Here is a 13,495-nt window from a genome sequence, read left to right on the forward strand (position 1 = left end):
CTCATTTCAAAACTTTCTAAGTTTTGAAAGAGCCTCACCTGATAAATTGTTATTAGTGTGATACTGGTTACTATGGCGCCTGGTAGGTGCCTTTAAAAAGACCTATTACCGGTTATAAACCGGTTGCAAGGAGGAGAAAGTGAAAAAGATTTATGTAGCTATGGCAGCTATAGCAGTTGCTTTGGTTGCACTTTCTTTTGCCGGCTGTGCAAGTCAACCCGCTGCACAGGATTCTAAAGCCCAAGTTCCGGCTAAAGGACCGAATTACGTGGTTATTGACCACAAAACCATGGCATTAGGCGGCTCTATCCCAGACTGGCTCGAAGTCTATATGAATGGGGGCGGTCTCCGGGACATCGAAGCCCTGCCAAAATACAAAGACGTCTTTGTATTTGTTGGTGAAGATTCTGGAACTAACCTGAATGCACTCCGCCAGTGGGCTACGGGCTTCTCTGTTGCTCAGGATATGGCCCGCCTTGTCTCCACCCGTGTACAGGCCCGCTTTGCCGGTGCCGCGGCGGGAAGCCCCGACGATGAATATGGACGGTACTTTGAAAACGTAGTAAAAACCGCTTCTGATGCAACCTATTCCGGCGCTCGGAAGGAAGCTGACTTCTGGGTGCTGAAACGGTACTTTAAAGACGATGGCAAAACTGTAGATCGGGAAGTATATGACTACTACGTGCTTGTGACAATCGACAAGGAAACCCTTAAGAAACAGATTGAAAACGTACTGAACGGCGTAAAACCCGACAAACCCCTTACCAAGGAACAACAGACAGCGGTCGATCGGGTTAAACAGTCCTTCTACGAAGGGTTCTAATTCCAGAACGGGTGTATACAGTTTCTGTAAAAGCCCCGGGGGCGGTTCCATCCAGCAGGAGGGGCCGCCTGTTTTTTTATAGGAAGTGTTATGAAATTGAGAGTTGCAGGCTGCGCAGTTCTTTTTGCGCTGCTCTTAGTGGGTTGTGCAGGCGGCCCTGCGGCAGCGGCGAACCAGACAGGCAGCACCCAAGCGCCTTCATGGACCCTGGAAACACCGCCACCCAGTGGCGGCTTTACCTATTTTGTAGGATACGCAGACGGACCGGTAAATGGTGAGGTCCAAGCATCCGAAGCCGCTACCGCGAGCCTCATTGCTGAAATCATGCGGTATATCGGCGTTACCATCACCGCCGAGTCTTCCGCTACCGCCCGGTCTACACTGGATAGTTTTCAGGCAGACCTGGTTCAGACGGTAAAACAAAGCTCCACGAACCGGGTCACGGGGTTCCAGATAGCCGAACGGTATGTTCAGAAGAAGCCCAATGGGGTCACGGTCTATATCCTCGGCAAATACAACACCAAGGATCTTGAAGCAGAGAAGAAACGTATTGCGGCAGTCTTCCAGGAAAAGATTGATGCGGTGGCAGTTCCCGAAGCAAAGGGCAAGGAACTGCTTGCAGCGGGAGACGTTATCGGCGCAGTACGGCAGTTTATCGCTGCAGCATCGGCCGCATCGGGGTCATCCATAGAAAATGCGGCTATCAAATTTGAGCGGAATATCAACAATGCCCGGGAAGCCCTGGCACTCATCAAACTGGAAAAGCTGAATGACCGGCTCCAGGCAAACCCCGGTGCGGAATTCAAGACCCCCTTTAAGGCCCTCATTTCGGTCTCAGGCAATCCGATTAGTCAAGCGCCGATTATCGTGGGGTATCAATCCAAACTGGCTAATGGCCGGATGACCACCAAGACCGCTAAAGTATTATCAGGTCCTGATGGGGTTATCAGTTTTATCCATCCTTCGCCTGATTTTGTAGGCAAGGCAAACCTGACCATGCGGCTTGACCTCTCTGCCGAAATGGAAGCCCTGTACAGCGCTGGTGACAAATTTTCATCCCTCGTGGCGGGTCTTGAGGATGCCATTGCGGATAAACGCATTACTTTTGAATACACCATTCTGTCCCAGGCAAAGAATATTCCCACTGCGGTTTTAATAGTGGATACGGACTCTGCGGGCAGCCTTACGGTAGGAACAACCGGGTCAGCACTGCTCCAAACCTTGAGCTCCAATGGCTTTAAGGTATCTGCCGCAGCCCTAGCTCCCGATCAGATCGCAGGCAAGGATGACACGGCCATTTTAGCCGCCGCTAAGACAGTGCTGGCAGGCAAGGCTGAACGATTCATCTACGGGACAAGCCGGGTCGTCTCAGTTAAGGATGATAAGACCCAAAAGATTGTCACCGTTTCTGCAGAAATTAAGGTGGTAGAATTGGCAAGCGGGAGGATCCTGTATTCCTCGGTAAAACAGGTTCCTGGGCTTGGAACTACCGAAAAAGAAGCCATGGAAGCTGCGAGGAGGCAGCTAGGTCAGAAAACCATAGGAGAAGACCTGGCGGCAGCTTTGCCCTAAGATGGAGAAAACCTGGCCAGAGCAATACACCGCAGATGAGCCAACTTTAAAAGTGTCCGACGAGAGAAATGTTAAAATCGCAAAGATTTTAAAGCCCCGGTTTATGCCGGGGCTTTTCTTACAATACCTTTCTTAAAAATTCTTTGGTTCTCGGGTTCTCGGGGGCACCGAATATTTTTTCTGGAGGCCCTTCTTCCGCTATGAGCCCCCCGTCCATAAAGAGAATCCGTTTGCCTACTTCCCGGGCAAAGCGCATCTCATGGGTTACCACTATCATGGTCATACCCTCGGCAGCCAGGTCCCGCATAACCTCGAGAACTTCGCCCACCATTTCAGGATCCAGGGCACTCGTAGGTTCATCAAAGAGCATGACATCGGGCTGCATGGCCAGGGCCCGCACTATGGCGATCCGCTGTTTTTGTCCGCCAGAAAGCTTGGAGGGGAAAACAGTTGCCTTGTCAGTTAGGCCTACCCGCTTCAGAAGATCCATAGCCCGGTTTTCTGCCACTTCCTTGGTAAGGCCCCGGAGTTTAATGGGAGCCAGGGTTATGTTATCCAGCACACTCATGTGTGGAAAGAGATTAAACAGCTGGAACACCATACCCATTTTCCGGCGATGCAGATCCAGGTCATGGCCTGCCTTGGTGATATCAACACCCTCAAAAATAACCTGACCGCTTGTAGGTGTTTCCAGCAGGTTCAAACAGCGGAGAAAGGTGCTTTTGCCTGATCCGGAAGGTCCGATAATAACCGCCACATCACCCTTCACAAAACTCGTACTGATACCCCGCAACACTTCCAGAGAACCGAAATGCTTTCGTAATTGTATGGTTTTAATCAACTCTTCATTAGCGTTCACCGGAATGCATCCTCCGCTCAATATAAGCAAGCAGCTTAGAAAGGGGATAGGTCATAAGGAAATACAGCAGGGCCGCCACAAGCAAAGGCTCAAAGGGTTGGAACGTATTTCCCCTGATGGTATCCGCCTTGTACATGAGTTCTCCGATACCAATAATTGAAACAATCGAAGACTCTTTGATAACCACCACAAATTCGTTACCCAGGGCAGGCAGTATGTTCCTAACCGCCTGGGGAATAATGATATGCTGCATAGCCATACGATGGGGCATACCAAGGGACCGGGCGGCTTCCATCTGGCCCTTGTCTACCGCCTGGATACCGGCCCTGAATATTTCCGCCACATAGGCCCCCGAATTCAGCCCCAGGGTGATGACACCTGACATAAAGTCAGAGAAATTGATTCCCAGAATAGTTCCAATCCAGGGAATATCAGGGAAACGGATTCCTACCGCTTGAAGCCCATAATAGATAATAAAGAGCTGCACCAAAAGGGGGGTGCCCCTGATAAACTCAATATATGCCGAGGCTATAAAGCGAAGAGGCTTACGGCTTGATAATTTAAGGAGCGATAAAAACAACCCTATGGCAGTCCCAATAATAACCGCTAGGGCCGCAAGCAGTATGGTATTTTTGGCCCCGACGATATAAAACTGCCAGTATTTTCCTAAAAATGAAAAATTCACCGGGCTTGTCCGTTAGTTTTCTACCAATTCATTCGCTTCGGCAACAAACTGGTCGATTTTCTTTTCTGCCATAAGCCGGTCTAAGGTTTTGTTGATCGCTTCTAAAAGGAGGGGATTACCTTTTTTGACGGCCACCGCAGAGCCCCCCTCGTCATCGGTAAAGGTGGGAGCAGCTAAAGCCAAATCGGGATTATTGTTGACATAGGCACTTGCCACGGGAAGCTCTGCAACAATGGCGTCTACCTTTTTGTTCTTCAAATCCAGAATAAGGTTCTTAATGGTTCCCAGTTCCTTTACCTTATCGGAAGGCTTTTCGGCTTCCGCCTCAGACAGGCCGAGTATTTGGGTTTTAGCTATACCAACCTGAATAGTCCCCTTCTGCGCCGAAAGCCGAGCGTTTTTCAGGGCATCCACGGTCTGGTATTTATCCTTGTCTTCTGCCCGGATAATCACCCCATGGACCGCATAGTAATAGGTTTTGCTGAAATCTACACTCTTTTTCCGTTCTTCGGTAGGTGTCATACCGGAAATGACAATATCTATGGTACCAGCCTGCAGGGCGGCTAGAAGTCCATCGAACTGCATATCCTTAATTTCGAGTTTTACACCCAAATCTTTGGCAATTTCCTGGGCAATGGCAATATCAAAACCGACGATAAGGTCCTTGCCGTCCTTGAGTACATGAAACTCATAGGGAGGATAGTCCGCAGAAGTCCCGATAATCAGGGTCTTTGCTTTCTGAATTTTATTAAGAGCATCCTGTTTCTGGTTTGATGAACAGGAAAGATTAATACTTGCAAGCAGGGCAATAGCGAGGCCAAAGGCTGCCATTGATACAAAGGTTTTGCTTAATTTCATAATTCCTCCATAGGTGCATAATTATACATCCGACAGTATAAATATGCATCGAATTTAGTCAAGGTATTCAACCTATTACAAACCAAGCGATCTGCTGATCTTCGCCCGCGAAACCGAAAGGATTTCTCCCGTGTCAACCCTCACAAGCCTGAGATATACTTCCCATGCTATATCATCATCTTGAGATGCAGGCAAAGAAACCAGAGCGGGCAGTATGAGATATTCAGCCCCCAGCAATTTACCAATCTTAGCAGCGCTTTCAATATCCGCAATGGCAGACAGGGACAGTTCAAGCTCCTGCAGTATGGCCTGCAGATCATTCCGTTCAAGCAGAGTAAATCGGTTAGATTGTATAGCGGCCTGGAGCAGCCGCGCTCCGAAGCGTTCTGCATTTTTTTCCTGGGCTGCAAAGGGGACAAGAGAAACCCGTGAAGCCATGGTTACCGAGGCAGCTGAATAATCGATGAGACGGTTTACCGTTTCCGAAAAAAGTTCATCAAGAATAGAATCCTTATCCCGTTCCGGCACAGCCTTCGCCTCGTAATAATCATCGGAAGGCAGCGTAACTTTTTCGCCTGAGAGCAGGCTGATTTCTTCCTTGGCAAGACGGATAATAATGGCTTCCAGCCGGTCTGCTGTCCAGTTTGCCCCCGTATGATGGCTTACAGCACCGGCGGTGCCGCCCTCGCTTTCGCCCTTCTCGCCATAGGTGAGAAATATATATTTGCCCCGGCTTCGCTGGGCAACTTGGCGGAGTTGATACTCCCCGCTGATATCAAGACCTCCGGTACCGATGCTGTGAATTTTAATTCCCCTGACTCTGGCCTGTTCTGCCGATTCACTATATGGTATGCCTTCCATATAGGCATGGGCTGGCGCATCGGTTATGATAAAGGCTAGCCGCGAGCCCTTTGAGTTCCAGTTCATACGGGTATCCAGAGCAGCAGCAAGGGCCGCTTCCAAATCCTCTGGCGTGTCGCCCCCGCCATCGGCATAGGCTCCGGCTAAATAGGACTGAAACTTCTTAAGATCCTCCGTTAGGGGATATTTCCGGGTTATATATTCATCGCCCCGGTCACGGTACAGCACAAGCCCAAACCGGATGCGAGGCCGAGGATTTGCTAAATCCAGATTATCCTTAATAATTTCTATGGTTGCCTTAAGCCGCTCTATTTCTTCTCCCATAGATCCAGTGGTATCTAAAATAAAGACGATATCAAGTGGCACGGAAGACGGAACCCAGCGGCCCCCCTGGGGCGGCCGAGCGGGTATGGTAAGGGCCAGGGACCGCAAACCCTTTGGATCAAAGGGAATGCGGCCAGAGATCGGTTTTTTGCCCGGTTCGGATAGCGGAGCCACGGCTTCTGCGGACCATGGGCCAATCGCATCCAGAGGGGGCGTTAAAAGGACCTTTCCGTCCGCATAGGTGCTCAGGGTTTCTACCAACAGGTTTTTATCGTTATAAATAGAAACCTGGGCATTTGGTACTGGCTGACCCGTTTCATCTATAACCGACAGCATTATCCGGTTTTCTACAGGTATGGGGCGGATTGCAGGAGCGCTTTTATAACGGTTAAGAAAATCGAGGAAATAGTTATATTGATTATTATCATCGGCGACTCCTGCCTTAAGTCCCGATTCGGTGTTGACTGGCCGGCCAGCGCTTGCAGAGCTTTTCATTGCTGAAGGAGGAGCACCTTTTTCCCCCGCAGGAGCCGATTCGGTCACATACAGCTCAGCATCACTGCCATCTGACCGCTTTCGTACAGAGGTGGGATCTGCAACCGGTTCAGGGGTGCTGATTCCGCTTTTATCAGCCTTTTCCGTTTTTACGTCCTCCCCTGTCGTTGCTGCGCTAACTGCAGCAGGGGCAGCACTGGAGCAGCCGGTGCTCATCAATATACCTACCAGGAGTAGACCGCTTACTAAAAAACCGAAGGAATTAATAAAGAAGGTTCGTAAAGTTTTCATACCTATACTATAGCGCATTCCGGGTCTTGACGCTCATGATTCAGCCAAGATATTGTACCACATTCCGGAACAGTAATTATGAAGACTATCTCTCATTACCGACCAGAGGCCATTGAGGGAACCGCTCTTGCGGAGGCCCTGCACCGGCTGTACGAAATTTATGAGCGGATTGAACAAAGCCAGACCGCATGGATTGCGGCGAGTCCCTTTCGCTGTCCTGAGGGCTGCGGTTCCTGCTGCGAAAACTTTGAGCCCGATATTCTTGACGTGGAAGCCTATTTTCTTGCCGCTTGGATGCTGGTTAATCAAAAGGATCGGCTTAAATCCATAAATTTTAATGCGGATCAGAAGGGCTGCATTCTGGCGGATCCGCACAATCCCTATCACTGTACAGTCTATGAAAGCCGGCCCCTTATTTGCCGGCTTTTTGCCTATTCAGGGGACCGGGGAAAAGATGGCAGCGTGCGGTACCGGCCCTGCAAATTCATGAAAGGCGACTATATGCAGGGCGGCTCAGGAAAAACCTATGATGAACAGGAACTGCTGAGTCTTTTTAGAACCCTGCCGCCGGTCATGGGAGACCTGGCAGGAGAGGCAGCATTGATCCTCCCCGAACGTTCAGGCGACCGGTATCCCTTGAGGGAGATACTTCCCCAGGCAATCATAAAAATTCAATACTTAATGGATTTGGCGGCCTTTGCAAACGCAAGCGCCAAGGGAGACGGAGATAACGACGGGGACAACGATAACGATGGAGCGCCCCTGCCTCGGGCGAGCTAAAGAAAAGCCCGCTACCGCTCAAAGGGCCTTCGCCAGCCGTTTTCCCACAGAATTTCGGACAAGGGGAGCCGGTGTTTATCCGCCACAGGCCGCTCTGCATCGGCCGGGTAGCCTAAAGCAACGAGTTCCACAATAGGTACATCAGCAGGAATCTGCAGGGCTTCTTTAACCGGTTCGGGATCAAACGAACCTATCCAGCAGGTTCCGAGCCCCATAGCGGTGGCCGCCAGGGTTAAATGGTCAATAGCGATGGCCACATCGATTGGATAAGCCGGCTCTCCGCATCGCATGACCCGTTTGTCCGTTTCTGCACAGGCAGCTATAATAACAGGACATTGGCGAAGAAAGGGCTGCCCGCCTGCGGCGGCAACTTTCTCCCGAAGCTCCGGATCGGTAACCAAAATAAAACGCCATTCCTGGGCATTCCTTGCCGACGGGGCAAGCCGCACTGCAGAAAAAATAGAGATCAGTTTTTCCCGCTCTACCGGTTTGTCTAAAAAGGACCGCACACTGCGCCGATGGGCAATTGCATCAAACAAGTTCATGTATATAGTGTATGATGTAGCGCCCAATATGACAAGAGAAAGGGGATCTTCATGGAACAGGTACTGCACGCTTTGCTCTGGCTGCTGGTTGGCATGGCCGGTATATGGCTGCTTTCCGTTATTTTTATCAGCATACGATCTTATATTCTCATGTTCCGGCCCAAATTTCAGAATCTTGAATATTGCCGCACCTGGGGGCTTGAACATGGCGAGTTTGACCAGACTTTTTTGAGTCTCCCCTGGGAACTGGTTACCGTACATGTGGCCCACCGCAATGCACCAGTTGCGGCTCTTTGCCTGCCGGCCCAAACCGATGAAAGAAATGTTAAAGCCCCAGGCGTCGCCATCTTTGTCCATGGCATTACCTGGACCCGGTACGGCATGTTTAAGTATATGGGCCCCTTTATTGAACAGGGGTGGCATGTACTAGCGGTGGATCTTCCGGGCCACGGGGACAGCCCTGCGGGCAGCAAAACGGTGCCTTCCTACGGCTACCATGAAAAATATGATCTTGATGCGGTAGTCGACTGGGCCCGCAGCCGTTTTGGTAAAGAGCTGCCGGTGATTCTTGTAGGGGAATCCATGGGAGCCGGCACGGTGCTCCAATATGCGCCCCTGGGAGCGCCGGGGGGGTCAAGCCCAAAAGATTGGAAGGTTGCGGCTATTATTGCCGATTGTTCCTATACTTCAGCGGCAGAGGAGCTTGAGGCGCGGCTTGCCGATACGGGGGTTCCCCGCTTTATCGCTGCGCCGGTCCGCCGTGTAGTTGACTGGATACTTCAGTTGTTCCGAGGCTACGGGCTTACGGAGCCTTCTCCCAAAACCGCTGTCCTGCAAAGTCCCGTTCCAATACTTTTTATCCATGGGGAAGCGGATACCTATGTGCCTACCTGGATGTCCCGGGACATGGCGGACCGGCGCAGGGCCCTCAAGGTTGGCCCCACCGAACTAGTGCTTGTGCCTGAGGCAAGCCATGCAAAAAGCGTCATGGTTAACCGGGAACTCTGGTTTTCCGCAGTGTTCGATTTCCTAAACCGTGTTCTGCCTCAGAAGGATTCTGAACTTGGTACAAAGGACGCAGTTTAAAGGCTGTATGGGCAGGATTCGAAATGACCTCCCGCAGACGCGGTTCCCCGCAACAGGGTATCCCTGGTACGGCCCTGCGGGTTGCAAATCTCCATGGCAGCCCTATAGCAGACGGCCTTAGCGTTGCAAAGTCCAGATTTTCATCAAGCTAAAGCCGACTTTTTTAATTTGCTCAAACTAGAGCCGTCTTTTAAGACTTTTTCCGATCGCGAGAGCTTGCTTATCCTTAGTAAGAACAAGCAGTCCTACCCCGATGAGGCCAAACACAAGGCCGTTCAGCATCAGAGGGAGGCCATAGCTCATCAACCTGCCGCGACCATGCATCAATGTAAGTAATAAAGGACTGAGCCAGAAAAGGGGCAGCAGTGCCAGAACCGAAAAAACCGCCAGTTTTGTGGTATAGCCCAGGGCAGAAGCCACCGCCCGGCCCACAGCAACCTGGGGATTTTTCCGTAAAAAAAGCAGCAGAAATACCGTATTTATCATGCTCGCCAGGGTAAGGGCCAATGCAACGCCGCCCCCCTTCATAGGGCCCACCAGCAGGGCCGCGAGCAGCATGTTCACCAGAAAAGAAAGGATACCCGCCAGGGTCGGCGACTTAGAATCGCTCTGGGCGTAAAACGCGGGAGCCAGAATACGGTTTATGGCGATAAAGAAAAGCCCCACAATATGGTAGGCAAAGGCAGTCTTGGTAAGGGCCACCGATTCTTCGTTAAAAGAATTGGCCTGAAAGAGAAAGCGGATAATGAGTTCCCCCTGATACAGGGAAAACACTGTCACCGGAATCGTAATGAGGGCGATAATATCCATAGCAGTGATGAGCCGCCGATTGTATTCATCCCATTGGCCCTTTTTGGCGTAGCCTGCCAGGTCTGGCAAGAGGACCGTGCCGATGGATACGGCAAAGATCCCCAGAAAAAGCTCCTGGAGCCGCAGAGAGTACTGCAGGCTCGAGACAACCCCCGGCCCGGCCTTGCCTGCCAAAGCGGTAGAAACAAGGTCATTGAGTTGATAGGCCGCCATCCCTACGATGGTGGGGCCGATAAGCCGCAGCACGGTTCTGGTGCCGGGATTGGTAAAAGCTTTTTTAAGGCCCGTAAATTGTATCCGATAACCAAGCCGGTACACCGCAGGCCATTGGACCAGGGCTTGCAGCATCCCGCCGATAATGACACCCCAGGCCATTGCCCGGGCGGGGTTTTTAACAAAGGGACTTAATGCATAGGAACAGATGATAATGACTATGTTTAAAACAATCGGGGCCACGCCGGAGGGCGAAAAAATCCCATGGGAGTTCAAAATCCCCTGCAAAAATGCCGCAAAGGAGATGAGGGCCAGAAAGGGAAACATAATCTGGGTAAGCAGAATGGTTTCGTTCAGCTCCTTCAGGCTAAAAATAGGGACCAAGAGCGGCGTGGCCCCGATGCCGATGACGACCGCCAGGGTAACCAAAAAGGTAAGGAGAGTTATAAAGGATGATAAAAATTCCTTTGTTTTTTCCTTGTCGTCCTCGATGAGGTAGCCCTTAAAGGTGGGAATAAAAGCGACCGCGATAGAACCTTCGGCGAAAAGCCTGCGAAACAGGTTGGGAATCATAAAGGCCACGGTAAAGGCGTCCGAAAGGGCCGTAGTGCCGAGGAGCGAAGCCTTTACCATTTCCCGGACCAGCCCTACGATACGAGAGCCCAGGGTGAGAAGCGAAAGTACCGAGCCCTGCCGCACCAGGGAGCTTGCCTGGCCTGCTTTTGGGCTTGATCCAGTTTCACTGTTAATATCATCAGCCATGAGAATATTCCTTGATAACCGGCAGTATATCCTGAGGTTTGTTGGTAATAAGCCCCGCACTTGATTTGTCCAGCAGCATGCGGGCCAGGTCTGGGTCGTCCACAGTCCAGGGCACAATAGGCCTCCGGCCCAGGCGTCCGAGCATCAAGCTGAATGCCCGGTTTACCTTGTGGTGTATCGGTTTGAGATAATCGCAGCCAGCAAGCCAGCGGCCCTCTCCATGGTGCAGATAGGAAGGGAGTTCCGGGTCGTCACACCAGATCACCGCCGTGGGGAACTGGGGAGCGTCTTTTTTAAAACTCCGGAGGGCAAGGGGATTAAAGGATGATACGGTAATACGCCCTTCGGCCCGCCTGCCAAAGGATGCGAGCATATCAGCTAAGGCCTCTGGCAGAGGATCCAGAGAGGTTTTGCGGGTCTTTAGTTCTATATCGATGTAGAGATCCGGAAGAAAGCTTTCCAGCACTTCCTGGAGCATGGGCAGCCTGCAATGAGAAAACCGCTTATCAAACCAGGAGCCAACGTTCAGATCTTTAATTTCATCCCAGGTACAGTCCTCTATATTACGGTCCAGACCTGCGATTCGCTTAAGCGAATCATCATGGAGGACCACAAGCTGGCCGCTTTTGCAGCGGTGAATATCCAACTCGAGCCCCGGAGCCCCCAGGCTTTTGGCGAGGCTAAAGGATTCCATCGTGTTTTCCGGCGCTAGGGAAGAGCAGCCCCGGTGGGCAAATAGAAGGGGCCTCGGATATTCAGGCAGCAGGGGGACGCGGCTCATTGAGAAGTTCCTCCCAATTTTGCCTTCAGTTCTGCAAGGGCAGCTGCTGCCTGAGCCTCTTTTTCGAGCTTTGCCAGGTTTCGTTCCGTTTCGGCAGCGGCTTCATCACCAGGGAGCCGCCCCGTGGCGATAAGGAGTTCCTGTTCAAGCAAATCCGGGTCTACCGTACGCTGCCGGGCAGCGAGGCCGGGGAGCTGCCGTCTCATCGTTTCTATTTGGCTCTTTAGTTCTGCCTCTTCACCCTGAATTGCTGCTAGATCGGTGCGGATCCGTTCTGCAGCCTTTTCTGCTTCCTGGGCCAGGTCTTCTGCACCTTTGCTCCGGGCCAGTTCAACCCGGCTTTTCCACTTTTCCAGTTCCGCTTCCAGTTCGGCCCGTTTTTTTTCCGTAAGCTTGAGGGTTGCCAGATGGGCTACAATATATGCCTTTGCATCTTCGGGACTCATCCCTAACAGGTCTTCCGGTCTTTGTTCCATAGGAAGGCTCCTCTCCTTGAACTTTTTTAAAATGTATCCCTTTCTTTAGGAAATGTCGATTGGCCCTTGTATGGCATCCGTTACTTCGTTACAGTGGGGCCATGCGCGCTGTCATTCATCCACATCAATTTAACGGGACCTATCGGATACCTGCTTCCAAGTCTCACACTATCCGCAGACTCCTCTTTGCCGCCCTGGCTGAAGGGACAAGCAGCCTGGACTACCCATTGGACTCCCTGGACGCCCGTTCCTGTGCCGCGGTGTGCCGCGCCTTTGGAGCCCGGATCGAAGAAATCCGGGAGTCTCCAGAAGAGGCCCGAAAATCGGGAAATCCGAACGCGCCGGACTCTGATGGGAGCCGCCTCGCCCGCTGGATTGTTACCGGAGTAGGGCACAATAAGGCAGGACAACCGGGACTCGCAACCCCTGAGGATATCCTTAATGTCGGCAATTCCGGCACCACCTTATATTTAGCCCTTGCCTTGGCAGGCCTTCACGACGGTATGTCGATTTTTACCGGTGATTATCAAATCCGCCGCCGCAGCGCCCGCAATCTACTGACCGCCCTGGAGGGCCTTGGAGTGTATGCCAAATCCAGCAGGAACAATGGCTGCGCTCCCCTTATTATCCAAGGCCCCTGGAAGGGCGGGCGGGTTTCTATTGAATGCCCCACAAGCCAGTACCTATCGGCCCTGCTCATTGCCGCGCCCCTTGCGGCGGCGGATGTGGTCACCGAAATAGAAGTCCCCCTCCTAAACGAGCAGCCCTATGTGGAAATGACCTTGTCCTATCTCGATGCCCAGGGTGTCCGCTACGAAGCAGCCCCCGACTATTCGTATTTTAAGATCTACGGCGGGGCGTTCTACAAACCCATGAACGGCACCGTACCGGGAGACTTTTCTTCTGCAGCATTTCCAGCCTGTGCTGCCGCCATTACCGGCGGCTCGGTAAAACTGACTGGTTTAGATCCGGAGGATACCCAGGGAGATAAGGCTGTCTTCGATTATTTAAAAAAAATGGGCTGCGAAGTCTTATGGCGACAAACCGGACATGACTGGGAACTCACCGTTACAGGAGCAAAACAGCTCCAGGGACAAGCCCTGGACCTCAATGCTACCCCAGATGCCCTACCCGCCATGGCTGCTGCCGCCTGTTTTGCCCGAGGCACCACACGGCTTCTCAACGTGCCTAATGCCCGCATCAAGGAAACTGACCGTATTGCTGTCATGGCCGCAGAACTGGGTAAGCTCGGCGCTTCTGTCCAAGAACTGCCC

General features: G+C 51.8%; 13 protein-coding genes. 5 read left to right on the plus strand and 8 right to left on the minus strand.

Annotation, left to right across the window (positions count from 1 at the left end):
- Positions 1-139: 139 nt before the first annotated feature.
- Both Q7P68_RS06305 and Q7P68_RS06310 read left to right on the plus strand, forming a co-directional pair.
- Complete coding sequence (locus Q7P68_RS06305; RefSeq protein WP_304224172.1) at positions 140-823, plus strand: hypothetical protein; 684 nt, start codon at positions 140-142, stop codon at positions 821-823.
- A 90-nt stretch (positions 824-913) separates the two neighbouring features.
- On the plus strand, positions 914-2,395 hold the full coding sequence (locus tag Q7P68_RS06310) for a hypothetical protein (RefSeq protein WP_304224175.1): 1,482 nt from the start codon (positions 914-916) through the stop codon (positions 2,393-2,395).
- A 118-nt stretch (positions 2,396-2,513) separates the two neighbouring features.
- Here Q7P68_RS06310 and Q7P68_RS06315 read toward each other — a convergent pair whose 3' ends face one another.
- The 4 genes from Q7P68_RS06315 to Q7P68_RS06330 all read right to left on the minus strand — a co-directional run bounded on the left by Q7P68_RS06315 (position 2,514) and on the right by Q7P68_RS06330 (position 6,768).
- A complete protein-coding gene (locus tag Q7P68_RS06315) occupies positions 2,514-3,236 on the minus strand; it encodes an amino acid ABC transporter ATP-binding protein (RefSeq protein ID WP_304224207.1) in 723 nt (240 codons plus the stop codon).
- Between the two features lie 7 nt (positions 3,237-3,243).
- Positions 3,244-3,939, minus strand: coding sequence for an amino acid ABC transporter permease (locus Q7P68_RS06320; RefSeq protein ID WP_304224178.1), 696 nt, complete (start codon positions 3,937-3,939; stop codon positions 3,244-3,246).
- 12 nt (positions 3,940-3,951) lie between these two features.
- Complete coding sequence (locus tag Q7P68_RS06325) at positions 3,952-4,797, minus strand: transporter substrate-binding domain-containing protein (protein ID WP_304224181.1); 846 nt, start codon at positions 4,795-4,797, stop codon at positions 3,952-3,954.
- A gap of 75 nt (positions 4,798-4,872) precedes the next feature.
- Entirely contained in the window at positions 4,873-6,768 is a 1,896-nt protein-coding gene (locus Q7P68_RS06330) for a VWA domain-containing protein (protein WP_304224184.1), read from the minus strand.
- A gap of 78 nt (positions 6,769-6,846) precedes the next feature.
- Here Q7P68_RS06330 and Q7P68_RS06335 point away from each other — a divergent pair, with 78 nt between their 5' ends.
- Positions 6,847-7,548, plus strand: a complete 702-nt coding sequence (locus tag Q7P68_RS06335; protein WP_304224186.1) for a YkgJ family cysteine cluster protein — start codon at positions 6,847-6,849, stop codon at positions 7,546-7,548.
- A gap of 11 nt (positions 7,549-7,559) precedes the next feature.
- Here Q7P68_RS06335 and Q7P68_RS06340 read toward each other — a convergent pair whose 3' ends face one another.
- Complete coding sequence (locus tag Q7P68_RS06340; protein ID WP_304224189.1) at positions 7,560-8,093, minus strand: nitroreductase family protein; 534 nt, start codon at positions 8,091-8,093, stop codon at positions 7,560-7,562.
- Positions 8,094-8,144: 51 nt separating this feature from the next.
- Between Q7P68_RS06340 and Q7P68_RS06345 the strand changes: the two genes are divergently transcribed.
- On the plus strand, positions 8,145-9,179 hold the full coding sequence (locus Q7P68_RS06345) for an alpha/beta hydrolase (RefSeq protein WP_304224192.1): 1,035 nt from the start codon (positions 8,145-8,147) through the stop codon (positions 9,177-9,179).
- Positions 9,180-9,356: 177 nt separating this feature from the next.
- Here Q7P68_RS06345 and murJ read toward each other — a convergent pair whose 3' ends face one another.
- The 3 genes from murJ to Q7P68_RS06360 are packed head-to-tail and all read right to left on the minus strand — an operon-like array spanning position 9,357 to position 12,221.
- Positions 9,357-10,964, minus strand: a complete 1,608-nt coding sequence (murJ, locus tag Q7P68_RS06350; protein ID WP_304224196.1) for a murein biosynthesis integral membrane protein MurJ — start codon at positions 10,962-10,964, stop codon at positions 9,357-9,359.
- The gene (locus Q7P68_RS06355) at positions 10,957-11,745 is read right to left on the minus strand and encodes a glycerophosphodiester phosphodiesterase (RefSeq protein WP_304224199.1); all 789 of its coding nucleotides are present in this window, start codon (positions 11,743-11,745) and stop codon (positions 10,957-10,959) included. The genes murJ and Q7P68_RS06355 overlap by 8 nt, the downstream gene beginning before the upstream one ends.
- Positions 11,742-12,221, minus strand: a complete 480-nt coding sequence (locus Q7P68_RS06360) for a PspA/IM30 family protein (RefSeq protein ID WP_304224202.1) — start codon at positions 12,219-12,221, stop codon at positions 11,742-11,744. Before Q7P68_RS06360 ends, Q7P68_RS06355 begins: the two co-directional genes overlap by 4 nt.
- Before the next feature lie 101 nt (positions 12,222-12,322).
- Between Q7P68_RS06360 and Q7P68_RS06365 the strand changes: the two genes are divergently transcribed.
- Positions 12,323-13,495 (plus strand): 3-phosphoshikimate 1-carboxyvinyltransferase (locus Q7P68_RS06365; RefSeq protein ID WP_304224204.1); only part of this gene is annotated, 1,173 nt, incomplete at its 3' end.

The organism is Gracilinema caldarium (assembly GCF_029265695.1).
Classification (GTDB): Bacteria; Spirochaetota; Spirochaetia; order Treponematales; family Breznakiellaceae; genus Gracilinema; species Gracilinema caldarium_A.